We start from the raw sequence: 26,864 nt of genomic DNA on the forward strand, positions 1-26,864 counted from the left end.
TTGTGAAAATGAGTTTTACAGCTAAGGATTAAAAATGGATAAACAAACGCAAACCGAAGTAGAAGCAGCAGTTTTTCGTCGCTTAGTAGAGCACCTTGATGCCAACAAAGATGTGCAAAATATCGACCTAATGATTCTGGCTGACTTCTGCCGTAATTGTTTAGCAAAGTGGTACTCAGCTGCTGCAAACGATAAGGGCGTTGAAATAGATTATGACGCGGCACGTGAAGTAGTTTACAAGATGCCTTATTCTCAGTGGAAAGAAAATCACCAGCTGCCGGCTTCTGATGAACAGTTAGAAAAATTAGCGGCAAGACAAAATAAGTAAGGGTTTCCTTTCCCTCAAGCATCTCGATACCGTTGAGGCAGCAGTACAAAAAGTTTGTTGTCTCATAATAAACTTAAACCCTTAAATTACGTAACTCTTGTATACTCAGGGCGTAGTGTTCTTTGTGCAGCAAAGATCAAGACGCCCTAATACTGCTGTACAGATTTTTTATTGTTGATATAGGAACAGTGTTTCTAAGGGACAGTGTTTCTAAGGGACAGTGTTTCTAAGGGAGGGTGCTTCTATTAGCTTAAAAATCGTATGTCACTGCGCCTACTCGACATAGCTGGAGAAGCTAAATGCAAGAAGCCTTGAAAAAATCTGATCCATCGCTGACAGAAGGTTCCATATTCTCTCACATGGTACGCTTGGCAATCCCCGCCTCAACGGGCATGATTTTCAACACCTTGTATAACCTCACAGATACGTGGTTTGCCGGCTATTTGTCAGATAATGCGCTTGCAGGCTTATCTATCGCATCAAGTGTTTTCTTTTTACTTTTATCAATCGGTATTGGTATTCAAACTGGTGCATCTGCAATGATTGCGCCCGGGGCTGGACGAGGAGAGACTCACGAAGTTAAAGGGTGGCTAGACAATGTAAGCGGCATTGCCATCGCCTTCAGTGCACTTTCATGTATTTTAGGTTACTTTGCGGCGCGACCCTTGGTGGTGTTGCTTGGTGCTGAGCCTCATATTGAGCCACTGGCGATGGAGTATCTATGGGTAACGCTAGCAGGCACCGTAGGCTTCACTTTATCGTTCGGTGCTGCTGGTGCGTTGATGGCACTGGGAGATACGAAATCTAATCGCAACGCCCTGATGATTGGTTTTTTTGCGAATTTTGGACTTAATCCGCTATTTACCTTCGCGCTCGATTTAGGGGTAAGCGGCATAGCACTGGCTACCGTAGTGATAAAGTTTGCTACTGCCTTTTACCTGCTTCGTGTACTTACGAAGCGCTTAAATATATCGGTAATGCCCACCTTTGATAAAAAACGTTGGCTCGATCTTCTGAAACAAATTTTACCTGCCAGCTTCAACATGCTGACTATTATTTTAGGTGGGTTTATTACCGTCGCGCTTATAGGTCAATTCGGGAGCGAACACGTGGCAGGGTACACCGTTGGTCTTCGCCTTGAGCAGGTACTTTTACTGCCAGCACTAGGTTTAAACAGTGCTGTAATGGCCATTGCGGGACAGAACATGGGCGTGGGTTATTACGATCGAGTAGCACAGACGTACCGAAAAGGATTGTTAATCGGTTTCTTAATGGCAGTTGTGTCTATTCCGGTGATGTATTTTCTATCGCCAATGGCAATGGGTCTTTTCAGTGACGACAATGCCATTAAAAATACGGGTGTCACTTACCTTCGAATTGATACGTTAGCGTTTTATGCGTACGTTGTTCTGTTTCAAAGTGTGGCTATTTTGCAGGCAATGCAAAAGCCCATGTTTCCGATGTATCTTGGGATTGCCCGACAGCTTGTGGTGCCTGCTTCGATAAATTATGTGCTCATCGTGATGTGGGACTATCCCATGGTATCCATGTTCTACACCATAGTGACTGTGGTTATCTTAAGCGCCATTATTGCTTTCTTCTATACCACTAGAGAGATTAATCGAGTTAAGGGCCCAAGCTCTTAAAAAAGACTCCTAAAAGAACTCCTAAAAGAACTCCTAAAAGAACTCCTACAGCAAAGAAAATTACGACTCAAACTTACTAAGTTGAGAATAATAAAGGGAGGGTTGTACCAATTTATCTCGAGCCACACCAGCGGCTACTCTTTGACGTTGCATCGTGCTTTAACGTTTTGTAACGATTATTCTTTATTAGTCCTTTGCGTTACCGCTGTTGAAAGGCTACCTTAATTTAGATGGTGGGCATTATATGCGTTTTTGCCGCCCGAGAAAGGTTTAACACCCCATAGCTATAACAAAGATTTACGTCAAAAATTAACGTCAGAAACTGGGTGCAAACCTACGAATAAATTACGAATAAAGTCATAAACGTTTTGCAAACATAAAAATAAGGATAATATTTTATGAGTGTGTTGAAACATATTACCAGGCAGTTTTCTAAAAAATGCCTGAGTATTGTCACTATTACCTTGGTAGGAATATCCCCCGTGGTAGCTAACGACGATATTGATATAAGCTATGAGAAGTTCACTATTGATAACGGTCTTACCGTTATTGTTCACGAAGATCGCAAAGCCCCCGTAGTCGCAGTGGCGGTGTGGTATAAAGTGGGCTCGAAGGACGAGCCCGAGGGTAAATCTGGCTTTGCTCACCTTTTTGAACACCTTATGTTCAACGGTACTGAAAACTACGATGACGAGTGGTTTGGACCTCTTCAAGAAGCTGGCGCTACCGGGCTAAATGGTACAACAAATTTTGACCGCACCAACTATTTTCAAACCGTTCCAACTCCAGCGTTAGACCGTATTTTATGGATGGAATCGGATCGCATGGGTCACCTATTAGGTGCAGTTACTCAAGAGAAGCTTGATGAACAGCGCGGTGTGGTGCAAAACGAAAAGCGTCAAAGAGAAGACCAGCCATACGGAGCGTTTTTAGGTCATGCTGTTAAAGCATTGTTTCCCAATGAGCATCCTTACTCTCACAACGTTATCGGCTCTATGGATGATTTGAATTCAGCAACGTTAGATGATGTGAAATCTTGGTTTAATAAATATTATGGTCCGAACAACGCTATCCTGGTGCTAAGCGGTGATATTAATGCCGAAGAGGCTAAACCGATGGTAAACAAATACTTCGGTGATATTAAGCCTGGTCCATCACTTGCCAAGTGGCAATCTTGGATCCCAAGCCGCTCTTCGAATACACGGGAAATTATTCAGGATAAAGTACCGCAAACTCGTATTTCTCGTTTGTGGGTGTCTCCTGAAAATAAAAGTGCAAAAGCCACAGACTTGTTAATTGCAGCAAGTGTGTTGGGCGATGGTAAAAACTCTCGCATGTACAAAGAGCTGGTTTACGATCAACAGATAGCAACCAATGCGTCAGTATTTAACTACGAACTGCAAATTGCATCCATCTTTGGTCTGAGTGTTGATGTGGCTGCGGGTGAAGATGTAGAAAAGGTAGAGCGCGAGATGGATAAAATCATCCAGGAATTCCTGCGCAAGGGACCAACGAAAGATGAAGTTAAGCTGGTATCTACAAAACGACGCGCCTCAATCATTCGTGGACTTGAAGAAGTTGGCGGTTTTGGTGGTAAAGCCGATAGGTTAGCAACGGGTGAATTCATTGCAGGTGACCCTACTTATTTCAAAACAGAGCTAAAAGAGCTGGCTAATGCAACGCCTAAGAAGGTAAAAGCGGCAGCGAAAGAATGGTTAGGCGATGGCTGGCACCAAATCACGTTCGTGCCATTTGAAGAGCATGCTGCTAGTGGAGAGGGCGTTGACCGCAGTTCAGGGCTTCCTGATATTGCTGCTGAAACACAGCTTACCTTTCCAGAAGTGACCAAGACCACCTTATCAAATGGCATAAATGTGGTATTCGCAAAGCGTTCTACCGTACCGCTTATTAACGTTGCGGTTCAGTTTGACGCAGGCTATGCGGCAGATGCGGGCGGCAAACTAGGTTTAGCAAGCTTTGCAACGGGTATGCTTGATGAAGGTGCAGGTCGTTACGACGCGCTCGAACTAGCTGCTGAGCTAGAGCAATTAGGCACAAGCCTTAATAGCGGCTCAAACTTAGATACGACAACAGTGCGTATGTCTATGCTTAAAGAGAATATGGAAGAGTCGCTTGCTTTGTTTGGCGATATTCTCAAAGACCCAACGTTTGATAAAGAAGAAATTGAACGTCAGCGCACATTGATACTCAGCAATATTGCACAGCAGATGACACGCCCAATAAGCATTGCGCTTACGCTGCTGCCGCCACTGATTTACGGTGATGATCATGCCTATGGCATACCTTTCACAGGTTTAGGTACGGCGCCTGATGTGACTTCAATTACGCGCAGCGATTTAATCGACTTTAAAAATACGTGGTTACGCCCAGACAATGCGACCATTTTTGTTGTTGGCGATACAACCCTTGACGAAATCAAACCCACATTAGAAAAAGAGTTTGGCAAATGGAAAGTATCTGGTGAAAAAGGGACTAAGCAGATTGCTGAAGCACAGCTGCCTGAAAAAGGTCGAGCCATTATTATCGATCGCCCTGGGTCACAGCAGTCACTCATTCTTGCCGCCCACCTTGCACCACCAACGGGTGTTGAAAATAACATCGCGATTAACGCAATGAACGAAACGCTCGGCGGCGCATTCACTGCGCGGGTAAACATGAATCTTCGCGAAGATAAAGGATGGGCATACGGTGCTTACACATTCTTGCAGGAAGCTCGTGGACAACGGCCGTACATGGTTTATGCACCAGTGCAAACTGATAAGACTGGCGCGTCGCTAGAAGAGCTAAAGAAAGAGCTTAACGGCTATCTTGGTGACAACCCGCCTACTGAAATGGAATTGAACAGAGCCCGACTCGATCAGGTACGTTCGTTACCCGGACAGTATGAGACAGCAGGTGCTGTACTAGGTAGCTTATTGTCAAGCAGTCGGTTTAATCGCGAATTTAACTATCCAGAAAGCTTGGTAGAAAAATACAATGGCTTAACACTTGATGACTTAAATAGCGCAGCTAAACAAGTTGTACAACCAGGGAAGCTTACGTGGTTAATTATTGGTGATGCTGAGAAAATTAAGGCGGAAGTAGAAGCCGCTGATATTGGACCTGTAACGGTTCAGGATATGAGCAGCCTTTAAACAAACTCTCATAATAGAAGCCGAAGCAAATATTGCTTCGGCTTTTTTATTTGTAGCTTGATTACATTGCTTATGAACAACTATCTTGAAAAGAGGAAATGCCAAATGAAGACAATTGAAGTGCATTTGGTCAATGCGTTTACCGCTTTTGATGAGGGCGGAAATCCTGCGGGGGTGGTGCTCAATGCAGATAGCTTGTCTGTTGAAGCAAAACTGAAGGTTGCTCAGGCCGTGGGCTATTCTGAAACTGCCTTTGTATCTAAAGACGAATACGCTGACGTAGCGCTGTCATTTTTCACCGTCACTGGTGAAGTTGATTTTTGCGGCCATGCTACTCTCGCCGCATTTTCACTGATGTTTCAACAGGGAGTATTACAAGCAGGGGACTATATACAACGCACCAAGGCGGGAATGTTGGGGGTGAGCATCATGGGCGACGGTAATGTGGTTATGGGGCAAAAGTCGCCAGAGTTTATCCAACGCCTTCCTTATGAAGATGTATCTGAACTTATTGGAATTGCGCCTAATGTTTTGGCATCCACTCAATTTCCCATTGAAGTTGTTTCTACTGGACTGCCGGATATTATTGTGGCGGTGCCACCAGGGTATTTAAGTAAAATTGACCTAAACGCAGATAAAACCACTGAGTTTTGCCAACAGCATAATGCAGTTGGCATTCACGCCTTTGAGCTTTGTGAGCCCTCGTCTAACCTAACCGCGAGTTGTCGAAACTTCGCCCCTTTGCTAGGGATCGCGGAAGAATCTGCTACCGGAAGTGCCAGTGGTGCCTTGGCCTGTTATTTAGCTAAGCATGGTATTGAAGAGATTGGTTCTGAAGGAAGCAGCAGTGAAAATTGCAGCAAACACCAGCGTGCGCTCACTAAGATGAATCCAACTTTTAACTTCGTCTTTGAGCAGGGGCGGGCAATGGAATGTGTTTCACGTATTTTGGCTACTGTTGCCATTAAAGACAGCGAAAACACTCAATGGGAAGTATCAGTGGCAGGCTTAGCCAGCCTTATTGGCAAAAAAGCTATCGAGCTGCGGTCCCCGAGTATCTAAAGCTCACTAACTTTTGTTCCGCTTAAAGTAATAGCCTGGAGGGATGCCGGAAGCAGAACGTGTTCAGATACTCAATGTGCCAAGGTAAAATCGTAGAGGCGTTTGTTTTAAAAGCCCTAGTCTTGGGCTAGTTTTACCCGTATTTTATTACTTGCCAATGTAGTGTGGTGAAGACTTTTCAAAGCATTGTTAGCCTCACTAGCATCAGCCATCTCAACAAAGGCAAAACCTTTTGATTGGCCGGTCTCTTTGTCAAGTACAAGGCTGCACTCATTTACAGTGCCGTGCGCTGAAAAAAGAGTAAGAATTTCTTGTTCTGTGGTCGTTCTCGCAAGATTGCGAACTAGAAGTTTCATAGGATCGTCGCTTTATAGAGTGAACTTGCATTGTCTCAGGTATAAACAAGCAAACCAAGCAAAGAATACATTTATTCAACACGCCCTAGTTGCTGTGAAATCCTTGCTCGGTGGCAGTGTTTAACAATGAGTTTCAGGTCTGAGTTTTTAAATGTAAAACTCAACTCTCAATACGTGATAAGAGGAAAAGAATAATGATTACGCACAAACGATATATACCGTTGTTATTGATTGTACTAGTGAGCGGGGGACTCTATAAAAATGCCTATAGCCAAACCAGCAGCGACGAAAAGCGGCTATCTGAAAAGTCCTATGCAAGGGAGCCGAATGCTGTAAATAGGATCCCCTCTTCTGAGGAAGTAGAAGGATATATCGAGTATTTCAATTCGCCATCTCCCTGGCTTGAAATACGAAAAAAGCGCATTAGCACATTATTACCTGATGCAATGGCTGCAGCCAATTTGGACCACTGGTTAATTGTATGCCGCGAGAATAACAACGATCCACTAGCCAACCATGTAGGTTGTGAAAATGCGGGCGGCACGGCGGTGGTACTCTTTAGTAAAGATAGAGAATCCGAGGCAGTGACTTCACGGATATTTTCACCAATGAGTGAGTCAACGGCGTTAAAAGAATTAGGTACGTTTGACTTTGTAATCGACGTAGATAAATCACAAAGCGCGATAGAGGCAGCATCATCGTATCTTACTCAGCAGAATACGAAAGGCCAAATTGGGATCAATAGCTTTACCGTTAACCCACTTGCTGATGGACTAAGCCATTCACAATATATCGCCCTTAACGACGCTTTTACAGGTACTGATATATCATTTAAAAGCGCTGAAGACGCTATTTACTATTGGCTTGCGCGAAAGTTACCAGAAGAAATAGAGATAATGGCGAAAGCCGCGGCTATTACCTCAAGGTGGGAATATGAAGCTTATCAAGCCGTCATTCCAGGAAAGAGCACTGACCTAGACATTGCTCAATTCTTAAAGCGTAAAATGTCGAACGCGGGAGTAGGAGATGGTTGGGCTCCTAGTCAGAATCCAGCGGTTAATTCCGGTCCAGATAGAGGGCATTCACACCCTACTGATCGAGTGATTCAGCGAGGAGATGTCATTCAAATAGATTTCGGAATACGCGTTTTTAATCAGTGGGTCACTGACATTCAACGTTTTGCGTATGTGTTGCAAGAGGGTGAGGCACAACCACCGGAGCAACTTCAGCATGCTTGGAAAAGTGCAATCAATGGTCGCAACGCAGCATTTAACGCCATGACTCCTGGTACTACGGGTAATGCTGTTCACAATGCGCAGCAATACGTTATGCAGCAATCAGGCTCTTTACCAGTTATGTGGAGCACAGGTCACCCAGTGGGTTATGTAGCGCATGATGTTGGGCCTAATTTAGGAGTGAGGCCGGCTTCAGATAAATTGTTAGATACGCAAATGACCTTCGCCTTCGACGGTTTTTTCAGCTGGCATTATTTTACGCCTAGTGGAGGCCATACAGCAGAACTAGAGGAAGAAAAAGGTAATAACACCAAAACGATTTCCGTAGAGGACATGATAGTCATTCAAGAGGACGGTGCTAGATTTCTTACGCCACCGCAAACCTCTCTTATTTTAATACATTAGATGTGGTGTAGAGAGCGTGTTAGCCAGCGTTTTTTTATTACTATGGAGCACGCTCTTGTTAAGATTGGGTAGGAAGAGAAAGCCTATAAATAGGTATCGGGATGAATTTTATTGATTTTCCAATCACCGTCTTCTTTTATAAGGTCTAAGCTGCGTAATTTCTCGATTTTATCATCGCCATACATACCGCTTAAAAAGACGGTAATGGTAGATTTCTCCGCAAACTCGGTTCTGCCTAAGCTGCCAGACGTTTGAGGTGTTACGATTACTGAGTCGTATTTTAAATTGAGAAGATGTCGCTGAACGTTTCTGTTGGTGTGGTAGCGTTTAATTATGCGAGTCATCTTTTCACTAGACAGTGCAATGGCTTTGTCTAGATTGTCATCTTCATACACGCTATTTAAAAAGGCAACGGCAGTGTATTCAGGTGTACTTTCATCAAGCATGCCATAGCGCCCAATTCCCTTTTCTTTCTCACCACATGCGCTTAGCACTAGCAAAGCGGTTAGCCAGAACACGATATATAACTTATTAGCGTTCATTCTTTCAGCCTCCTGGGCGGTTAATCTTAAGGGCATTTGATCTCAAGGGCAATGCACACTATCAAGCGCAAATTAGTCTGCCCACTTTCTCTGACTGCAAGAATACCAAAAATGTGGCGGCTAAACGAAATGCAAAAACAAAAAAACGAGAAACTTTTTCAAGTTTCTCGCTTTTGTTCTCAATAATAGAACGTGCTCTGCCTTTTTCACTAAAGCGTGTTTTCGATTAAAACAGATTAATCCTAGCGACACGCTGCGTGGTTAGTTCGCAGTAGACTTGTCTATTACTGCACTTCTTCTTGTTCGTCGAAGGCTCCGGCAAACATCGGACTACTTAAGTAACGCTCTGTGCCGCTGGCAAGAAGAACAACAACAATCTTGTCTTTGTTTTCTGGGCGTTCAGCAAAACGCTTAGCTGCTACAACCGCTGCACCAGATGAAATACCCGCTAATATGCCTTCGTCGGTCATTAGCTTGCGCGCCATATCCATACAATCTTCGTTTGAGACTTGCTCTACTTCGTCGATAAGACTTAGGTCAAGGTTGCCAGGGATGAATCCTGCACCAATACCCTGAATTTTATGTGGCCCTGGCGTTAACTCTTCACCCGCAAGTGCTTGGGTGATAACAGGAGAGTCAGTTGGTTCAACCGCAACAGAGGTAATGGCTTTACCTTTGGTGTTTTTAAGGTAACGACTTACACCGGTAATGGTGCCGCCTGTACCTACGCCAGCGACGAAAGCATCAACTTTACCATCGGTGTCTTCCCAAATTTCAGGCCCGGTGGTTTTTTCATGGATAGCTGGGTTTGCCGGGTTGTCGAACTGCTGCAATAACACGTACTTGTCAGGATCTGAGTTAACAATTTCTTGTGCAGCGGCAACAGCCCCTTTCATGCCTTTTGGCGCTTCGGTAAGGACTAAGTTTGCGCCTAGTGCTTTAAGCAGTTTACGTCGCTCTAAACTCATGCTGCTTGGCATGGTTAGGGTTATCTTATAGCCTCGTGAAGCCGCAACAAACGCTAGGGCAATACCTGTATTACCACTCGTAGGCTCTACGATCTCTTTACCTTTAGTCAGTACACCGCGTTCTTCTGCATCCCACACCATGTTTGCACCAATACGGCACTTAACGCTGAAGCTTGGGTTACGAGACTCTATTTTTGCGTACACGTTGCCAGAGGTAACGCGATTTAATTTCACTAATGGCGTACGGCCAATCGCTAGAGAATTGTCGTCAAATACGTTCATTTCTAATCCTTAACTCGTTCTTGATTTGCAAGCAAATCCCAACAGTCGTGATCTGTACGACCTTTTTAATAGTTAATAATTCATAGCCTGAATTTGGGGATTTCTTTATACCCCTATATCATTGGCCCCAAACGTAAAAATGCAAAGTGTTTTTTAGCTATATGTTATTGTTAAATTACATGAAGACGAAGAATTAAACGGAGTATAAGAAGAATGGCTTTTAGTGGCACGTCTAATTACATCGCAACCAAAGACTTACAGCTCGCGGTAAACGCAGCTATCACCCTAGAGCGACCCCTATTAATCAAGGGCGAGCCAGGTACCGGTAAAACGATGCTTGCTGAAGAGCTCGCTGAAAGTTTAGGCACTGAGCTTATCCAATGGCATATCAAATCGACGACTAAAGCTCAGCAAGGGCTTTACGAATACGATGCGGTTTCCCGTCTTCGTGATTCACAGCTTGGCGACGATCGTGTTCACGATATTAAAAACTACATTGTTAAAGGAAAGCTTTGGGAAGCATTTACCGCTGAAAAACGCCCGGTATTGCTCATTGATGAGATAGACAAAGCCGACATCGAGTTTCCAAACGACTTATTGCTCGAGCTCGATAAAATGGAATTCTATGTGTACGAGACTCAAGAGCGCGTTGTCGCCGCTCAGCGTCCCATTGTGATTATTACGTCCAATAATGAGAAAGAATTGCCCGACGCTTTCTTGCGTCGCTGTTTTTTCCACTATATTCAATTTCCAACACCTGAAGATATGGAGGAGATTGTTAATGTTCACTTCCCTAGTCTTAAGAAGAAGTTGCTGAGCGAGGCATTAGGTGCATTTTTCAATTTACGTGATGTGCCAGGGCTTAAGAAAAAGCCATCGACCTCTGAGCTAATTGACTGGCTCAAGCTGCTGGTTGCTGAGGATATTCCACCTGAGGCCCTACACAACAAAGATGGGAAAGCATCTATTCCACCACTTTATGGTGCATTGCTGAAAAATGAGCAAGATATTCACCTGTTTGAAAAACTGGCCTTTATGGCGAGACGCTAATGCTTATTCAGTTTTTTTTCACGCTACGAAAATATCAGGTTAAAACAACCCTTCGCGAGTTGCTTGATTTACTCAGGGCAATGGAAAAGCATGTGGTGTATGCCGATATTGAAGCGTTTTACAGTTTGTCGCGCACCATCATGGTAAAAGATGAAACTCAGTACGATAAGTTCGACCGGGCTTTTGCTAATTATTTTGAAGGTGTCGAGTCAATTGACTTATTCGGTAAAGAGATCCCTGAGGAATGGTTACGCAAAGAGCTTGAAAAGAACCTAAGCGCTGAAGAGCGCGAGGCCCTCAGGCAAGCTGGTGGTCTTGATGAGCTCATGGAAACCCTTAAAAAACGTTTAGAAGAGCAAGAGAAGCGTCATCAAGGTGGCAACAAATGGGTAGGTACGGGCGGCACGTCACCCTTTGGCGCTTATGGCGATAATCCTGAGGGCGTTCGCATTGGTCAAAAGGGCAATCGCAAGTTCTCAGCTGCTAAGGTATGGGACAAGCGAGAATTCAAAAACCTGTCGTCCGATGTAGAGCTAGGCACGCGAAACATTAAGGTTGCCCTTCGAAAGCTGCGCAAATTTGCCCGCACAGGTGCGAGTGAAGAGCTTGATGTTAAAACGACCATTGGTGAAACCGCGAAAAAGGGTGGCATGCTGGATATTCATATGGCGCCCGAAAGACACAATGCGGTTAAAGTGTTGATGTTTTTCGACGTGGGAGGCTCTATGGACCCCCATGTAAAAACCACTCAAGAGCTGTTTTCAGCGGTGCAGTCTGAATTTAAGTACTTGGAATACTTTTATTTTCATAACTGCGTGTATGAAGAAGTGTGGAAGGATAATTTGCGCCGTAATAAAGAGCGGATCTCAATTTGGGATATTATTCATCGATACGGCAAAGATTATAAAGTGATTTTTGTGGGGGATGCCACTATGGGGCCTTATGAAATTACCTATCCTGGTGGCAGTGTCGAGCACTGGAATGAAGAGCCAGGCAGTGCATGGATGCAAAGGCTGTTAAACCATTTCAGTAACGCGGTGTGGCTCAACCCTCAGGCTGAAAATTATTGGCCTTATTACTCGTCTATCAACATTATGCGTGAAATTATGGAAGACAAAATGTATGGGTTGACGCTAGAAGGGCTCACCGAGGCCATTAAAGGACTGAGTCGCACTCGCTAATACACAAGTGGTTAATAGCAGTATGTGCGTCTAAAGCGCGCTGTAAACACAAGAAACTAGGCCCTTTTTATTTCCTTGAAGGAAAGGGCCTAGCGAAAAAGCCTTTACGCAGGTTGTTCAATAAGCACATTGGTGGAACGCTGAATATAAAGCAGCCTGGCTCCCAGTAATACTGCGGCAGCGCTTAATCCCACAATAAATCCAATCCAAAAACCAGCTGCAGCCATTGGCTCGTTAGTCAGCCAGGAGGTTCTTCCCAAAATAATGCCGGTGGGAAGCCCGATAAGCCAATATGACACAAAGGTGATGATAAACATTGCCGTGGTGTCTTTATATCCTCGCAGCGCATTGGCCGATATTACCTGTACAGCGTCTGAGAGCTGGAAAAGCGCTGCATAGATAAGTAGGGCATTGGCAATGGCGTAAACCTCGCTGTCGCTTGTGTATAAGCTGATGATGAAACCTTTAGCCACAAGGGTGAAAGTAGCGGTACACGCAGAAGTAATAAATCCAATTAATATGGCACTTCGCGCTGCTATTTTTGCCTGTCGAGGGTTCTTTTGTCCAATACGGTAGCCAATGCGAATGGCCACGGCCATACCTATACTCATCGGAAACATAAACATCAGTGCTGAAAAATTTAAGGCCACTTGGTGTGCAGCAACGACTGTTGCGCCAAACGGTGCAAGAAGCAGGGCAACGGCAGAAAACAGCGTTACTTCAAACAGGATTGTCATTGCAATAGGAAGGCCTAAAGCGAAGGTTCGACCAATGGTTTTTAAGTTTGGACGGTACCATTGATTGAACAGGTCGTATTTTTGCAGCGCAGGTGCAAGTCGCACGTAAATAAAGGTAGCAATTAGCATGGTATAAATAACCAGCGCAGTAGCAACCCCGCAGCCAGCACCACCCATGGCAGGTAATGGGCCAACGCCATAAATGAATAAATAGTTGCCTACAATGTTTGCCATCAAGCCAATGACGGTAATGATCATGGTGGGCTTTGTTTTACCTAGTCCTTCACAATAATTCCTCAACCATTGATAGATAGCAAAGCCAGGCATGGCAAGAAATACATAAATAACGTAGTCCACGGTTATGCTGTGAAGCTCTGGTGCCATTGGAAATAACGATACAATGTTTTCAGTAAAGGGAATAAACGCGGCGATGATTAAGCCTACAAATAACACTAAATAACCGGCCTGCTGACTGGCATCAGCAATACCAGCAATGTTCTTATTGCCGTGTAGCCTTGAGATGATAGGCGGTAAAGCAAGAGCAATACCCTGAATGAAGCAAAGAAGGGGGATGGTAATACTAAAACCTAACGCCACTGCAGCCATGTCAGTTGCGCTGAAGCGACCTGCCATAATGGTATCACTCACACCCATGAGCATTTGCGTAATTTGGGCAATCAGCAACGGCCAGGCTAACTTTAATACGTCTCTAGCTTCGATAATAAAGCGTTTTCTATTCACAGATGTTTATTCTCACGGTAAAAAATTCAGACTAAAATGTTTTTAAAAGCTAATGTCTAAACAGCATTGTTTGAAAGATGAAAATCAAAAGGCATAGCTCAATAGGTATAGCTCAACAGGCAAGGCTTGAGCGCTAGGTAAATGGCATCACCGGCACCGTATCGCCTATAGCTAATGTGCTTATATCTTCATGGATGATCATAAAGCAGTTAGCGGATGTGATCGATGTCATCACGCCTGAGCTTTGTGTTTTAAACGGCGTGACCACTAAGTTCCCATTGTCGTCGTAACTCATAGTGGCTCGCTGGTAATCTCGACGCCCAGCGCGACGCTCAATGTTTTTTGTCAGCGTGGCCGTTACCGTGAGCGCAGTGTGACCATCTTGCCGTCCCTGCATTTTACTAATGATGGGAAGTACAAGAAGCTTAGCCGTCACAAACGAGGAAACTGGGTTACCTGGAAGCCCACAAAATACGGTATTGTTTAATCTACCAAGTGCAAAAGGTTTTCCAGGCTTAACGGCAATTTTCCAAAACTCGATGTGGCCCATGGCTTCTATGACGTCTTTTACATAATCAGCATCGCCAACGGATACACCGCCGCTGCTTACCATGATATCAACGTTGTTGCCTGCGTTACCTTTTGTGCTAGCTCCTGCAGCTGTTCTTGTCGTGAGAGTTGCTGGGCCAGCTCTGTTATTAAAAGAGTCTGAGGCATTAGATGCCGCATAATTAAACAAACTAGTCAGGGATGCTTTATCATCTTCAACTATGCCAAAATCGACAACCTCCACATTTTCGTTACTTAAAATAGCGCTTATGCCAACACGGTTCGACTCGTAAATTTGCGTGTCGCTGCGCGACTCTCCAGGGGCTGCTAGTTCGTTGCCAGTGGCAACGATACCAACTCGTAATTTTCGATAAACCACCACCTCGTTTAGGCCTTGAGAGGAGAGTAACATAAGGTGCTCTGCCCGTAGCTGAGTCCCTTTTTCAATAAGAACTTGCCCTTTGGTGATATCGTTGGCTTGATGGCGAATATTTTGACCCTGTGTAGGGGCCTCATTAATGATCACGTTGCCGTTGGCATCATTGCCACAGTTCTCAATCATTATCACTGCATTCGCGCCATCTGGAATAGGCGCGCCAGTCATAATTTTGTAAGCATGACCGGCGGAAAGGGAAGTAGAAGCCTTTTCTCCAGCGGTAATAATACCTTGAACGGTAAGCGCTTGGCCTTGAGTGTACGAGTTTGCATTAATAGCAAACCCGTCCATTGCAGAGTTATCCCATGGCGGCACATCTAGCGTGGCGACAACGTCTTGTGCCACTACACGACGATGTGCACTGGATAAGCTTATTGTTTCAATGTCAGAAACTACATGTGTCGCTGCCAACGCCTTTGAGAGCGCCTCTTCCAATGAAAGCCAGCTAGATGACATTTCGATAACTCCCTGAGTGATTTAACCGTGGCATGAGGCTGTTAACTTTTGGCCAAATAAAGACGAAAACAAAGTTAACAACGAAAAAAATAGACGAGGAATACTACAGAAAAAGTACGCTATTCTCCAAAGGTAAATGCGATAGTCCTTAACCTTTATTGAGAGTCTTATTAAAATTGAAGGTGAAGAATGACTAGTTGGAAGCACTGTTTAGATTAAGTGCTCTACATGACGCCGCTTGTATAGGCGTGAGGCTATAGGGCTGACGGTGTAAGGGAAACGTGCTAAGTAAATAGTGCTAAGGGGTAATTGAAGCGATACGACTAAAGTCATCGAATACCCAATCTGGGTTGTGTGCACCAATATCTTCGCCGTAGTTATACCCATAGGTAAGTCCAACACTTCGCATGTTTGCAGCATGTGCCGCTAAAATATCGTTTTTCGAATCGCCCACCATAACGCATTCACTCGCTTTGACGCTCAGGGTTTTACAAACATGGTTCAAAGGCAAGGGGGAAGGTTTCTTTTCCTTTAAAGAATCACCCCCAATAAAAAGAGAGAAAAAAGATTCTACCTTGAGCGCTTTTACAATGGGGGCGATAAACTTTTTGGGCTTATTGGTCACTAGCGCTAGCGTATAGCCTTTACGTGAAAGGGTACTGAGTGTGTCATACACATGAGGGTAGAGAGTAGAAGCACGACACACGTTTAAATCGTAATGATATAAAAAGCGCTGAAAGGTATGGTCGATTAACTCGTTACTTATAGAGTTACATTGCTGCGCGCTAGCATCGGTGTTGCCAGATAGACCTCGTTCAACCAGCACTCTTGCACCATTACCCACCCAATTTCTAATTGTGGATTCACCAAAGGTTGCCATACCCACATCGCTGAGTGCATTGTTTAATGCGCTCGCAAGGTCGGGGACTGAATCAACAAGTGTACCGTCTAAATCAAATATAAACGTAGTTATAGGTTGCATAAAATACTGTTCGCTACTCTTTATGATTACTGCCCATGTTTAGGGCTATGGCTAAGGTTACTGCCCATATCCACAGCTTGCTTTTAGTGCTTGAACCCAAGTGAGCCGAACCCCTTTTTCGTCACAGGTTTCGGCACTCGTTTTGGCTGTTTTCTTAGTTGTTTTCCTATTTGTTACTTGGGCTGCTCTCTCGGTTCTTTTCGAGTAGGGCATTTAAGACACAGACTCAATTGTGTCACTAGCCTTACTAATACACACTATTCAAAGTCTTGATTACTGATCCACAGTGTCTGGTAGGGCTTCAATTGAATAAAGCCGCTTGAAAGACAAATTTCATCACGTGTTACCAAGTCTATCCAATTGTCAGTGCCGATTAAATTGATGTCTGATAGCAAAATGGTTTTTTCTTCATCGCAAATATTGTTTACGCAGAAAATACTCTGCTTTCTATCAAGACTTTGTCGCCAATACCCAAATATTTCATTACCCAACTGCAGCGTGAACTGAGTTGCATTGGGGTGAAACGCCGGTTGCGCCTTTCGTATACGGATAAGCTGAGACACCCGGGTTAACACTTTGTGGTGTTGAGAGAAGGGCGAATCAAGCAAAGCCTCTAATTCATCAATATTCCAGCGACGACGGTTAATACTTCTATTCTGTCCTGTATTTGCCACTTTTTCATAGTCGTTGGATGTGCCCAGTAAGCTATGAATATACAGCCCGGGAATACCTTCCATGCCTAGCATAATTGAGTGGGCACAAATAAAGCGGTCTACTTGGAACCGGTCAGGCCCTTTAGTGGTGCCTTGTAATGCGTCAAACAGGGTAATATTAATCTCATAAGGTTTTTGTTTACCATGCTCAGATGCACGCCAAGAAATCTTACCGCCAAAGTTCTGCATGGTGTGAACCAATTCGGATATTTCCTCATCGTCTAGCAGCCCCTCTGCGGGACGCAGTCCAATACCATCATGTGAAGCAATGAAATTAAAATAGGCCGTGCCGTTTTGCGCGGGTGGCATACTCATCATCCAGCTTTTTAGATAGGTACAGTCGCCGGTCACTAACGTGTTAACCAGAAGCGGTGGTAGAGAGAAGTTATAAATGGCATGCGCTTCGTTTGCATTGCCGAAATACGTTAGGTTTTCTCTATTCGGAATGTTGGTTTCTGTGATGATAATGATAGAAGGATCGACATGCTCAATCAACGTTCTCAGCAAACGCACAACTTCGTGGGTTTGAAACAGATTAATGCTGTTTGAACCGACAATTTTCCACAAAAATGCCACCGCATCTAGGCGGAAAAGCTTTGTGCCTTTATCAATATACAGTTTGATAATGTCCACAAAGGCCAGCAGCACCTTTGGATTTCTAAAATCAAAATCGACCTGATCATGACTGAAGGTACACCACACGTGCTTAGTCCCTTCGGCGGTTTCCGTTTCTCGCAGTAACGGTGACACACGAGGCCTAGTTACCATAGAAAGGTCATCTTGCGGGTCTGCGGTAAAGAAAAAGTCTGAACCGGGCCCTTCGCTTTTAATAAAGTTATCAAACCAAACGCTTCTTGCCGAGCAATGGTTTATCACCAAATCAGTCATCAGCCCATAGTCTTTCGCTATGGCTTCTATGTCCGCCCACGAGCCTAATGACTCATTCACTGTCGAGTAATCAATGACTGAAAAGCCATCATCGGAGCTATAGGGGAAGAACGGCAATATATGCACATTGTTGATCGTGTTTTTGCAATATTGATGTAAGAAGTTATTCAAGGTTACCAATGGTTTTTCATTCTCACGAATAACGCTATCACCATAGGTGATCATGATAATATCTTCTTCGTCCCAATAGTTATGGTGAGATTGAGGCGAAGCAATGTCTTCGCTCAATGCTATGCCGATAGCGGCTAGCAGCTGCTCCGTTAGCGTGTCATAGGACACCTCTAACGAAACATCGGCATAGATAGTCTCTAAATGGTGCTTTACTTTGTCATAGAGAGGATCCCATGCCATATTACTTCTCCATGTATTCGGCGGTGTCTGCTTCAACCGCTTCAAGTAGGCGTTCTAAAATGTCAGGTACCGCACTAGTGACTCGGTTCCAACTTGGAATAAACGGCGTTTCCATCGGATTTTCTAAGAAATTTTGACCCGCTTTCATAATGTTACTCGCAAACATTTCTACGGCTTTTTCTTCGCTGTGAATGTCTAGCGTTAAACCGTTCATGACCGCGTCGTTGTGGTAAGTTTCGATAAAGTCGAGTGCAATCCTAAAGTACGTCGCCTTAATTGAGCGAAACATTTCATTACTGAACGTATAGCCCTGAGTGGCCAGCTTCCTGAAAATGGCTTTAGTGATGTCGATAGACATTTTTGATAAGCCACCTTGATCATTATTCAATGATAAATCCTGGTGCTTATGGTCGTAAATATCGCAGATGTCTGCCTGGCATAGACGGTTATGGGAATAGTTGCGATGCATCTCAGACAACACACCAATCTCTAGTCCCCAGTCGCTCGGAATGCGAATGTCGTTTAACACGTCACGTCTGAATGAAAACTCTCCCGCTAGTGGATAACGAAAGCTATCCATAAACTCAAGGTATTCATTGTCGCCCATAATGCGTTTTAGCGCTCTAAGCAGAGGCGTTACCAGCAAGCGAGAAACACGACCGTTAATTTTACCGTTTGCAACACGGGCGTAAAACCCTTTACAAAACTCGTAGTTGAAGTTGGGGTTCGCAACGGGATAAATTAGCTTGGCAAGTAAGTCTTTTTCATAGGTCACAATATCGCAATCGTGAAGCGCCACAGATTCAGCGCGATTTGAAGCGAGTATGTAACCCATGCAGTACCAAACGTTTCGGCCTTTACCCATTTCTTTTGGGGCTAAACCCTGCGCTTGTAACTCTTCATCTAAGGCCTTTAGGCGCGGCCCATCGTTCCATAACACCCGATGGTGCTGCGGTAATTTACCGAAAAAATTAAGTGCGTGTTTATATTGCTCTTCGTTGGCTCTGTCTAACCCAATGACAACTTCGGCCAAATAGGGGACTGATGTAAGCTCACCAATGATATGAGGTAATGCATCACCTTCAAGCTCTGAAAATAAAGAGGGTAAAATCAACGCCATGGGGCGTTTTTTTGAGAATTGTAATAGCTCAGCCTCTAAGTCTTCAGTAGGTCTGCGCGATAAGTTGTGTAATGTAGTAATAACACCGTTTTGATAAAAATCAGCCATGTGTGCTCCTGATTATAGAGATAGCAATTGAGTAAGCATTTCAGTCCAACCTTCTGGACCGTTAAGGGTGCTGGTATATACCTCTTCTTTTTTGACTGTTGGCGGAGGATTTACCGGTGATAAAATTCGTATTGAGACATCTGCCGCCTCTAGCATAGCAATATCGTTATTGCCGTCGCCAAGTGCTACGGTTTGTACGCAAACCCCATTTTGTCTTTGGTATTCTTTTGCCAGCCACGTTAGCGCTTGGCCTTTATCGCAGTTGCCGGAAACGTGGATAAATCGTCCACCTTCCAGAGGATATGCACCTCTGTGTGATACTGCTTTCAGAAATTTTTGTTTATCATCATCACTTCCTTGCCACAGAATGGGCTCGCCAAACTGACGCTTTGCAGCAAGAGAGGCTGAATATTCATCTAAACCGGTACTTTCTTGGATTTCTTCAATGGACATTTTGGAAAACTGTTTGTAGCTGCCTTCAAAGTCACCGCTTATTTTTTCCAACAGCTTAATCCAGTGGTTTTTGCTCGATATAAACGCCTTACACCAATATCCGTCTACCCACACTGTGCCAGCTGGCTTTTGTTTAAAAAAACCATGAGGAATAAAAATGGCAGCGCCATTTTCAATGATGAAAGGGCCCGTTAAATCTATTTTTTCTCTAAGAGGCTGAAGCTCTGCAAAGGTCTTGCTGGTGGTTGGAATAACGGGGATCTGCTTTCTGTCCAATGCGGTTAAAGCCGGTTTCGCCGCCTCAAAAGAGTAAGTATGATGGTCTAACAGCGTGCCATCCATATCGGTGAAAACAAGCGGTTTTGTCATTAATTCAAATCCTGTTGTGTGATGTTTCTGTGTTCGTCTAAATAGAATACGGTATCGCATTGCTGAGGAAGCGTACTAAGTGCATGCTCAGTAAGGCGCTGATAGTGTTTAATAAAACGAGCAACCTCATCATCGTTCATTACGCCAGTTTTTTCACCTTTAGACGTTTTGGCAAGCTTGTGCTCTTGCTCTAAACGCCAATGTAGAACGCTGTCGAAGGAGGGGGCTGCTAGCATTACACTATAATCTATCTTGTTAAAAAGTGTTTGATATTGATTGCCTAGTTCGCTGTTAACAAAGGAGCGCCATGTACACAGTGAGTCTTCCTCGCTTTCTAGCTTATTAACAGGGTGTGTTAACGCTGACGATTCTTGTGGCGAGACGCCCACGCACCAGCCTTCTAAAATAATGACATCAGGAACAGCGTCCATTATCGGCCATTGAGATGTCGGGAAGGGGTTATCTGTGGATTTATCAAACCGTGGGAGCTGTGTACGTTCGCCTTTTTTAAGCATAGAAAACGTATCGAGAGCCAATGATATGTTGTGGGTCCCCGGTACGCCGCGCGTTTTTAATAGCGGGTGCACCTTTATGGCAAGGGCGTTTCGGTGGTTTTTATCGAAATAAAAATCATCGATGGAAAGAGAGACCACACGCATGTCGTGCTCAGATTTCAAAAAGGTTTCTATAAAACTAGTGAGTGTAGATTTTCCAGAGCCTTGGCAACCATTAATGCCCACAATGAATGGTTTTCCTGCACTTTTTTGGTGCTTTAGTAACTGTTCACAGAGTGGGATGAACCACATTTGTGCAGTGTCTGCGTAGCTACTTGGCAGATGATGGGCTGTTAAAAAGCCATGTATGTCCATGTTGTCACCCTAATCAATACAGAATTAGCACTCCATAGCTGATTAGGGTTACAACATCTATGCCAACAAAGCGATTAACTTCAAGACGAGCGCAATTACTTTTTGTTAGCGACGATCACGGCTCTTTGTGGTGCAGGGTAGCCTTCAATGGTGCGCGTAATATCTTCTGGGTTGAGAAAATCTTTCAACGACTGGGTTTCCATCCAGTCCGTTGCTCGCTGCTCATCAAGGGTAGTGTGGTTAATATCAACCACACGTATATTTTCAAACCCGAGACGCTCAAGCCACACCATCAGCGCCTTGGCGCTGGGAAGAAACCAAACATTACGCATTTGTGCGTAACGCTCGCCAGCCATCAGCACAGTGGTTTCATCACCATCAACAACCAGGGTCTCAAGCACTAACTCGCCACCCTTGCGTAGCTGGTCTTTCAACTGGGTAAGAAACTGCATGGGATCCTTACGGTGATAGAGGACCCCCATTGAAAACGCGGTGTCAAAAGCCTTAAGCGGTTGCATATCTTCAATGCCAAGGGGTAGGAAATGAATATTTCGTTGTCCGATAAAGTGCTTAATGGCTTGAAACTGAATTAAAAACAGCTGTGTGGGGTCGATACCATAAACACCGGATGCGTCTTCGCCCAGCATTCTCCACATGTGATAGCCACTGCCACAGCCTACGTCTAGCACTTGTCTGTTTTTAAGCGGCGCAATATGAGGCACTACGCGATCCCACTTCCAATCTGAGCGCCATTCGGTATCGATATGAATGTCGTGCAGATAGAAAGGGCCTTTACGCCATGGCATAAATTGCTTCATTAACCCACTAATCTGTTTTTGAGTATATTCGTTTATGTCTGCAGCTCTGCCTACGGTTACGCTGGTGCTTAATTCAACAGTGCTAGGCGCTGTTTGCGGCAACTTGGCGAGAAGTCGACACCATTTGTCGAACTCACCGTGCTTATTGTGTTGCTGCCAAGAGTTGAGCTGTGAAGGAAGTGTTTGAAGCCACGATGAAAGAGGGCTATCTAGAAGAGATTTATAGCAGTCGTTAAACCAAGTCTGCGCTAATTTGCTCATTGTGTTCTCGTTGTGCTCTTAATGTATAAACGTTGATACCGTCATGCGCTGTTAAAAAAATGATAAGTGCCAATAAAATGATGAAAGTAACTCGAGGCTGTACACCTATCGCTTAATGGCAACAATAGAGGTAAAGTTGTAGCACTTAAACCACATCACTACCTCGTCAAACCCGGCATTGAAAAGCCTTTGCTCATGCTCTGCATACGTATCGGTCAACATGACCTTTTCTAGCGAGGCACGTTTTTGACTGACTTCTAACTCGCTGTAGCCATTATTGCGCTTAAATTGATGATGTAGGTCGATTAAAAGCTCATTTCCAGCCACTGAAGGGTGGCGAATTTTTTCAGATAAAACCAGTATGCCCCCAGAATTCAAGCCGTCAAAAATTCGTTTAAGCAGACCCTCCCTATCCGCAGGGGGAATAAACTGCAAAGTGAAATTCATTATCACCATAGATGCATTATCTATCTGAATGTCCTGGGCCATTCCTTGTTCAACCCTAACAGGGTTTGGCAATGAAAAGGTTTGTACAATCCGCTTGCAGCGGTCAACCATTGCCTCGGAGCTATCAATGCCGATAATTTCACAAGATTTGTTGTCTGTTGCTCTGGCCACCGATAGACTTGCAGCGCCAAGAGAGCAGCCCAAGTCATAAACACGGCTGCCATCGGTTACTTTCATTGCAGCGAGTTCACCGATAGCGTGAATAATGGATTCATAGCCCGGCACCGAGCGTTGAATCATATCCGGAAACACATCAACCACTGACTCATCAAATTTAAAGTCGGTGACTTTGTTCAGCGGGACGGCAAAAATGTTGTCGTGTTTCTTCACGTATTTCTCATGGTTTTTAATTTGAGAGTTTAATTTTACCGTTTGAAACCGAAATGCCAAACCAAAACGTAAAATATATACTGAATTTACAGGTTTTTTACGATTAAGGGGTTTTAGTAACTAGTCTAAAGTATTAATCTATACTCATATTATAAAAAGGACGTAGTACGTTAATGATTAGAATCTTAATTGCAGACGATCATCCGTTGTTTCGAGAAGCATTGAGTGGTGCTCTTAACCCTTATTTCGAAAATGCACAAATCGTCGAAGCGGAAAGCCTAGAGACTGCCCAAGACAGGCTTAGCGAATATGAAGATATCAAGCTTGTACTTCTCGATTTGAATATGCCTGGTGGCGAGTACTTCAATGGATTAATTACGTTGAGGGAGCAACACCCGAATATCCCCGTTGGCGTCATCTCAGGTAGCGACAGTGTTGAAGTTGTTGCTCAGGTAATGAGTTTAGGTGCTAAGGGCTTTATTCCTAAAGTATCTGCAACAAGAGAGATTGCGCAAGCTATTGTCGATATGATTGCTGGCAAAAAGTGGCTACCTGACGGTGTTGAAGAGCAACTTGAGAAAGTGGACGACGAGCTAAAAGTATTGCTGCAAAGATTCAGAGAATTAACGCCTAAGCAAATTCAAGTACTCTCATATTTGCGTGCAGGTCTTATGAATAAGCAAATCGCTCATGAGATGAACGTGACTGAAGCCACTATTAAAGCGCACATAAGTGCAATACTTCGCAAGTTAGAGATTAATACTCGCACTCAAGCGGTGTTATTAATGGATAAACTTCAGCTTAGCTAATATAAGCGCTAGCAATTGAGCTAAAAAGTGCGCGGCTAATGCTTAAATTAAAATGAGAACAAAGCCAATTTGGCGTGTGTCTATCAGCGAGACCGCTATAAAAAAACCGAACTTTGCGTTCGGTTTTTTTGTGTTTCTCACTTTATGTCTCAAGTAAGGAACAGGCACTAAAATACAAAGATAAATAAGGCCGCTGTAGTAGCGGCCTTGTTTTTAGAACGAAATAGCTAAGGCAATAGACTATGCAGCCTTGCCGCTTCGTTTCTTCGCGGCACTTGTTGAATTTATCTTGGCCACAAGTTCTTCATGGTCAAAGTCGTCAACGTTAATAGTGCGCAGTCTTCCGGCTTCCGTTTTGTGCAGTAACTCAGCTTCAGCTTTATCAATAATACCTTCAGCTAAGGCTTCATCTGCTAACACGTCCAAACGAGTAAATGGAAGTTTTGCTTTCTTATGCTTACAAATGCGGTCAAACACAGGCTCGCTTAGCAACACATCATCAAGCGTTTGCTCAAGGTCGCCGAACAGGCTACCGTCTTCACGGCTTAGGTATTGACCATAACCTAGACGGCTACGCGCTGATGACGGCGTCTGAAGCATTTTAGCAATCGCATGTTCAGTTTTATCTGAAGGCTTACCAACACGACGTCCCACAGGAAGCACCATCACGCGTAACGCTACTGCAATGGCTCTGTTAGGGAAGTTAGCAAGGAAGTCTTCGATAGCCGTTTCTATATCGTGCAATGTGTTTTGCATTGCCCAATGTAGAAGAGGAAGGTCTTCTTTTAAACGACCGTCTTCATCGAAGCGCTTCAGCGTTGTGCTACCCATATAGATACCGCTTAGAATGTCGCCCAATCGAGCAGACAAACGTTCGCGACGTTTAAGATCGCCACCAAGTACACCCATAGACACATCTGTTAGTAGCGCTAAGTTTGCACTGTAACCTTGCATTAATTTGTAGTAGCGTGCTGTTTCGTCGGTAAATGGGGCACTGCTGAATGCTCCATTCGTTAGCGAGAACCAAATACTGCGAACAGTATTTGATACCGCAAAACCAATGTGACCAAATACGGCTTTGTCGAAAGCAACAAGTGCGTCTTTCTTATCATCAATGGCAGCAGCTTGAAGTTCTTTCAACACAAATGGATGACAGCGCATTGCGCCTTGGCCGAATATCATCATGTTGCGGGTAAGAATATTTGCGCCCTCAACTGTGATTGAAATGGGAACGCCTTGGTAACCACGGCCTAAGTAGTTATTTGGCCCAAGCATAACGCCTTTACCACCATGAACGTCCATGGAATCGTCCATGACTTGACGCATTTTTTCCGTCAAATGGTATTTACATATCGCTGAGATAACAGAAGGCTTCTCGCCAAGGTCTACACCCACCGTAGAAAAGCGGGTAACGCCGTCCATCAAGTAAGCATTACCACCAATGCGTGCTAGCATCTCTTCAACGCCTTCCATATGACCAACTGGCATACGGAACTGGCGACGAATACGCGCATAAGCACCTGTAGCAAGCGATACTGATTTAGCACCGCCTGCAGCAGAAGAAGGTAGGGTAATACAACGACCAACGGACAAGCATTCCATCAGCATACGCCATCCGCGCCCAGCCATTGAAGGGCCACCGATGATGTAGTCAATAGGGACGAAAATATCGTTGCCCTTCACCGGACCATTTTGAAATGGTGTATTAAGTGGGAAGTGACGACGACCAATTTCTAATCCCTTCGTATCGCGGGGAATAAGTGCACAAGTAATGCCTGGATCGGCATTATCGCCAAGCAAACCATCTGGATCCTTCAGTTTAAATGCAAGGCCGATAACCGTAGCAACTGGTGCGAGGGTGATATAACGCTTACTAAACTTAAGGCGCATACCTAACACTTCTTCGCCATTGAATTCGCCCTTACACACTATACCAACGTCTGGAATAGCGCCTGCATCTGAGCCCGCTTCTGGACCCGTTAGCGCGAAACATGGAATTTCGTCACCCGCTGCAAGTCGTGGTAAATAATGGTCTTGCTGCTCTTTAGTACCGTAGTGCTGCAGTAACTCACCTGGACCTAATGAGTTAGGTACGCCTACCGTACTTGAAAGGACAGCACTAACACCTGCCAGTTTCTGTAAAACACGAGACTGAGCAAATGCTGAGAAATCTAAACCGCCATATTCTTTTTTGATGATCATAGCGAAGAATTTATGATCTTTAAGGAACTGCCAAATTTCAGGAGGCAGGTCGGCGTCTTTATGGTTGATTTGCCATTCGTCCACCATAGAACATACTTCTTCACATGGCCCGTCTAAGAACGCCTGTTCCTCTGCGGTTAAACGGCCTTTAGGGATGCGGTGTAGCTTGTCCCAATCTGGCTTGCCGCTGAATATATCGCCATCCCACCAGACAGTGCCGGCATCAATAGCTTCTTGTTCAGTACTCGACATTTCAGGCATTACCTTGCGATAGAATGCCAATAATTTTTTCGAGATGTGCTGTTGTCTAATATTCGACAGCGTGAAAGGGAGTGTGAGTGCTAAATACACTACCCAGCCTAGAAGGCCAATGTCACCAAAGAAGGTGCCTAAAACCATGACGCCTGCACCCATGGCAACTGCTGTTACCAAGCTAGTACGCTGATAGCTAGCGACTGCTAGTGTCACAACGACCAGTAAAAACCATATAAAATCTGCCATACATCACTCCTGAAAGGCCTTGAATAATACACTTGTCTGAGATTTTGAACGATGGAGCTTGGCTCACTCGTGTTTAGTTGCCTAAAGCCATGTTCTTTAAACTGCATTTTGAGGTCAGACCAGCATGCTTTAAACGTATTATTTAATGGCCGAAAGATCAAGATTTTTACATGAATAATCTACTAATCACGGCGTAAATAATAGGCGATTAATTAAAGTATAGCGGTTACTGAAAAATTCAGATCAAAACCCTCAACGACGATAGTGACATGCCGCCGTTAATTATGCCCCATTGGTAAAGTCCAATTTACGATAATAAGAGCGCAATGATTGAAAAAGGCCGCAGATAGCGGCCTTTGGAGGGGAAAAGAGGTAGGCTAAAAAGCGCATTCAA

Annotated in this window: 21 protein-coding genes; 8 read left to right on the forward strand and 13 right to left on the reverse strand. The window is 44.4% G+C overall.

The genetic code is table 11. The features are described 5' to 3' along the window. Window positions 1-34: 34 nt before the first annotated feature. The 4 genes from V7R39_RS06620 (at window position 35) to V7R39_RS06635 (ending at window position 6,191) form a co-directional block, all read left to right on the forward strand. Window positions 35-328, forward strand: a complete 294-nt coding sequence (locus tag V7R39_RS06620; protein ID WP_032096480.1) for a DUF1244 domain-containing protein — start codon at window positions 35-37, stop codon at window positions 326-328. Between the two features lie 299 nt (window positions 329-627). Further along, window positions 628-1,974, forward strand: a complete 1,347-nt coding sequence (locus tag V7R39_RS06625; protein WP_334029526.1) for an MATE family efflux transporter — start codon at window positions 628-630, stop codon at window positions 1,972-1,974. Between the two features lie 398 nt (window positions 1,975-2,372). Further along, the gene (locus V7R39_RS06630; RefSeq protein WP_334029527.1) at window positions 2,373-5,129 is read left to right on the forward strand and encodes a M16 family metallopeptidase; all 2,757 of its coding nucleotides are present in this window, start codon (window positions 2,373-2,375) and stop codon (window positions 5,127-5,129) included. A 105-nt stretch (window positions 5,130-5,234) separates the two neighbouring features. Beyond that, a complete protein-coding gene (locus V7R39_RS06635) occupies window positions 5,235-6,191 on the forward strand; it encodes a PhzF family phenazine biosynthesis protein (protein WP_334029528.1) in 957 nt (318 codons plus the stop codon). 116 nt (window positions 6,192-6,307) lie between these two features. Here V7R39_RS06635 and V7R39_RS06640 read toward each other — a convergent pair whose 3' ends face one another. Continuing rightward, window positions 6,308-6,547, reverse strand: a complete 240-nt coding sequence (locus tag V7R39_RS06640; RefSeq protein ID WP_334029530.1) for an RNA recognition motif domain-containing protein — start codon at window positions 6,545-6,547, stop codon at window positions 6,308-6,310. A 194-nt stretch (window positions 6,548-6,741) separates the two neighbouring features. Between V7R39_RS06640 and V7R39_RS06645 the strand changes: the two genes are divergently transcribed. Beyond that, a complete protein-coding gene (locus V7R39_RS06645; RefSeq protein ID WP_334029532.1) occupies window positions 6,742-8,187 on the forward strand; it encodes a M24 family metallopeptidase in 1,446 nt (481 codons plus the stop codon). Window positions 8,188-8,270: 83 nt separating this feature from the next. Here the strand turns inward: V7R39_RS06645 and V7R39_RS06650 are convergent, their stop codons facing one another. Further along, on the reverse strand, window positions 8,271-8,729 hold the full coding sequence (locus V7R39_RS06650; protein ID WP_334029534.1) for a hypothetical protein: 459 nt from the start codon (window positions 8,727-8,729) through the stop codon (window positions 8,271-8,273). 284 nt (window positions 8,730-9,013) lie between these two features. Next, the gene (gene cysK, locus V7R39_RS06655) at window positions 9,014-9,979 is read right to left on the reverse strand and encodes a cysteine synthase A (RefSeq protein ID WP_334029535.1); all 966 of its coding nucleotides are present in this window, start codon (window positions 9,977-9,979) and stop codon (window positions 9,014-9,016) included. A 213-nt stretch (window positions 9,980-10,192) separates the two neighbouring features. On the opposite strand from cysK, the gene V7R39_RS06660 reads away from it, so the two are divergent. Both V7R39_RS06660 and V7R39_RS06665 read left to right on the forward strand, forming a co-directional pair. Then, on the forward strand, window positions 10,193-11,029 hold the full coding sequence (locus V7R39_RS06660) for an AAA family ATPase (protein ID WP_334029537.1): 837 nt from the start codon (window positions 10,193-10,195) through the stop codon (window positions 11,027-11,029). Further along, window positions 11,029-12,210 (forward strand): vWA domain-containing protein, encoded by a 1,182-nt coding sequence (locus V7R39_RS06665; RefSeq protein ID WP_334029539.1) that lies wholly within the window; start codon window positions 11,029-11,031, stop codon window positions 12,208-12,210. The genes V7R39_RS06660 and V7R39_RS06665 overlap by 1 nt, the downstream gene beginning before the upstream one ends. 104 nt (window positions 12,211-12,314) lie before the next feature. On the opposite strand, the gene V7R39_RS06670 is transcribed toward V7R39_RS06665, so the two are convergent. From V7R39_RS06670 to cmoA, 9 genes are all read right to left on the reverse strand, one after another. Next, window positions 12,315-13,688, reverse strand: coding sequence for an MATE family efflux transporter (locus V7R39_RS06670; RefSeq protein WP_334029540.1), 1,374 nt, complete (start codon window positions 13,686-13,688; stop codon window positions 12,315-12,317). Window positions 13,689-13,821: 133 nt separating this feature from the next. Next, on the reverse strand, window positions 13,822-15,129 hold the full coding sequence (locus tag V7R39_RS06675; protein ID WP_334029542.1) for a molybdopterin molybdotransferase MoeA: 1,308 nt from the start codon (window positions 15,127-15,129) through the stop codon (window positions 13,822-13,824). 298 nt (window positions 15,130-15,427) lie between these two features. Next, window positions 15,428-16,111, reverse strand: coding sequence for a phosphoglycolate phosphatase (locus tag V7R39_RS06680; RefSeq protein ID WP_334029543.1), 684 nt, complete (start codon window positions 16,109-16,111; stop codon window positions 15,428-15,430). Between the two features lie 257 nt (window positions 16,112-16,368). Continuing rightward, window positions 16,369-18,123, reverse strand: a complete 1,755-nt coding sequence (locus V7R39_RS06685; RefSeq protein ID WP_334029545.1) for a sugar phosphorylase — start codon at window positions 18,121-18,123, stop codon at window positions 16,369-16,371. A gap of 1 nt (window position 18,124) precedes the next feature. Next, the gene (locus tag V7R39_RS06690; protein ID WP_334029547.1) at window positions 18,125-19,351 is read right to left on the reverse strand and encodes a glycosyl transferase; all 1,227 of its coding nucleotides are present in this window, start codon (window positions 19,349-19,351) and stop codon (window positions 18,125-18,127) included. A 12-nt stretch (window positions 19,352-19,363) separates the two neighbouring features. Then, entirely contained in the window at window positions 19,364-20,173 is an 810-nt protein-coding gene (locus tag V7R39_RS06695; protein WP_334029549.1) for an HAD-IIB family hydrolase, read from the reverse strand. Continuing rightward, window positions 20,173-21,042, reverse strand: a complete 870-nt coding sequence (locus tag V7R39_RS06700; protein ID WP_334029551.1) for a kinase — start codon at window positions 21,040-21,042, stop codon at window positions 20,173-20,175. Before V7R39_RS06700 ends, V7R39_RS06695 begins: the two co-directional genes overlap by 1 nt. Window positions 21,043-21,137: 95 nt before the next feature. After that, window positions 21,138-22,121 carry a tRNA 5-methoxyuridine(34)/uridine 5-oxyacetic acid(34) synthase CmoB gene (gene cmoB / locus V7R39_RS06705; RefSeq protein WP_334029552.1) on the reverse strand — a complete coding sequence of 328 codons (984 nt, stop codon included), beginning with the start codon at window positions 22,119-22,121 and terminating at the stop codon, window positions 21,138-21,140. Window positions 22,122-22,226: 105 nt separating this feature from the next. Beyond that, window positions 22,227-22,958, reverse strand: a complete 732-nt coding sequence (gene cmoA, locus V7R39_RS06710; protein WP_334029554.1) for a carboxy-S-adenosyl-L-methionine synthase CmoA — start codon at window positions 22,956-22,958, stop codon at window positions 22,227-22,229. 173 nt (window positions 22,959-23,131) lie between these two features. Between cmoA and V7R39_RS06715 the strand changes: the two genes are divergently transcribed. Continuing rightward, on the forward strand, window positions 23,132-23,767 hold the full coding sequence (locus V7R39_RS06715; RefSeq protein WP_334029556.1) for a response regulator transcription factor: 636 nt from the start codon (window positions 23,132-23,134) through the stop codon (window positions 23,765-23,767). A gap of 240 nt (window positions 23,768-24,007) precedes the next feature. On the opposite strand, the gene fadE is transcribed toward V7R39_RS06715, so the two are convergent. Further along, window positions 24,008-26,470, reverse strand: a complete 2,463-nt coding sequence (gene fadE / locus V7R39_RS06720) for an acyl-CoA dehydrogenase FadE (protein WP_334029558.1) — start codon at window positions 26,468-26,470, stop codon at window positions 24,008-24,010. Between the last annotated feature and the right edge of the window lie 394 nt (window positions 26,471-26,864).

The sequence above is a fragment of the Alteromonas sp. P256 genome (assembly GCF_036864455.1).
GTDB lineage: Bacteria > Pseudomonadota > Gammaproteobacteria > Enterobacterales > Alteromonadaceae > Alteromonas.

What these genes read in the sequence shown, in the direction of transcription:
- V7R39_RS06620 (WP_032096480.1), top strand. Translation starts at nt 35, where the DNA reads ATGGATAAACAAACGCAAACCGAAGTAGAAGCAGCAGTTTTTCGTCGC.
- V7R39_RS06625 (WP_334029526.1), top strand. Translation starts at nt 628, where the DNA reads ATGCAAGAAGCCTTGAAAAAATCTGATCCATCGCTGACAGAAGGTTCC.
- V7R39_RS06630 (WP_334029527.1), top strand. Translation starts at nt 2,373, where the DNA reads ATGAGTGTGTTGAAACATATTACCAGGCAGTTTTCTAAAAAATGCCTG.
- V7R39_RS06635 (WP_334029528.1), top strand. Translation starts at nt 5,235, where the DNA reads ATGAAGACAATTGAAGTGCATTTGGTCAATGCGTTTACCGCTTTTGAT.
- V7R39_RS06640 (WP_334029530.1), bottom strand. Translation starts at nt 6,547, where the DNA reads ATGAAACTTCTAGTTCGCAATCTTGCGAGAACGACCACAGAACAAGAA.
- V7R39_RS06645 (WP_334029532.1), top strand. Translation starts at nt 6,742, where the DNA reads ATGATTACGCACAAACGATATATACCGTTGTTATTGATTGTACTAGTG.
- V7R39_RS06650 (WP_334029534.1), bottom strand. Translation starts at nt 8,729, where the DNA reads ATGAACGCTAATAAGTTATATATCGTGTTCTGGCTAACCGCTTTGCTA.
- cysK (WP_334029535.1), bottom strand. Translation starts at nt 9,979, where the DNA reads ATGAACGTATTTGACGACAATTCTCTAGCGATTGGCCGTACGCCATTA.
- V7R39_RS06660 (WP_334029537.1), top strand. Translation starts at nt 10,193, where the DNA reads ATGGCTTTTAGTGGCACGTCTAATTACATCGCAACCAAAGACTTACAG.
- V7R39_RS06665 (WP_334029539.1), top strand. Translation starts at nt 11,029, where the DNA reads ATGCTTATTCAGTTTTTTTTCACGCTACGAAAATATCAGGTTAAAACA.
- V7R39_RS06675 (WP_334029542.1), bottom strand. Translation starts at nt 15,129, where the DNA reads ATGTCATCTAGCTGGCTTTCATTGGAAGAGGCGCTCTCAAAGGCGTTG.
- V7R39_RS06680 (WP_334029543.1), bottom strand. Translation starts at nt 16,111, where the DNA reads ATGCAACCTATAACTACGTTTATATTTGATTTAGACGGTACACTTGTT.
- V7R39_RS06685 (WP_334029545.1), bottom strand. Translation starts at nt 18,123, where the DNA reads ATGGCATGGGATCCTCTCTATGACAAAGTAAAGCACCATTTAGAGACT.
- V7R39_RS06690 (WP_334029547.1), bottom strand. Translation starts at nt 19,351, where the DNA reads ATGGCTGATTTTTATCAAAACGGTGTTATTACTACATTACACAACTTA.
- V7R39_RS06695 (WP_334029549.1), bottom strand. Translation starts at nt 20,173, where the DNA reads ATGACAAAACCGCTTGTTTTCACCGATATGGATGGCACGCTGTTAGAC.
- V7R39_RS06700 (WP_334029551.1), bottom strand. Translation starts at nt 21,042, where the DNA reads ATGGACATACATGGCTTTTTAACAGCCCATCATCTGCCAAGTAGCTAC.
- cmoB (WP_334029552.1), bottom strand. Translation starts at nt 22,121, where the DNA reads ATGAGCAAATTAGCGCAGACTTGGTTTAACGACTGCTATAAATCTCTT.
- V7R39_RS06715 (WP_334029556.1), top strand. Translation starts at nt 23,132, where the DNA reads ATGATTAGAATCTTAATTGCAGACGATCATCCGTTGTTTCGAGAAGCA.
- fadE (WP_334029558.1), bottom strand. Translation starts at nt 26,470, where the DNA reads ATGGCAGATTTTATATGGTTTTTACTGGTCGTTGTGACACTAGCAGTC.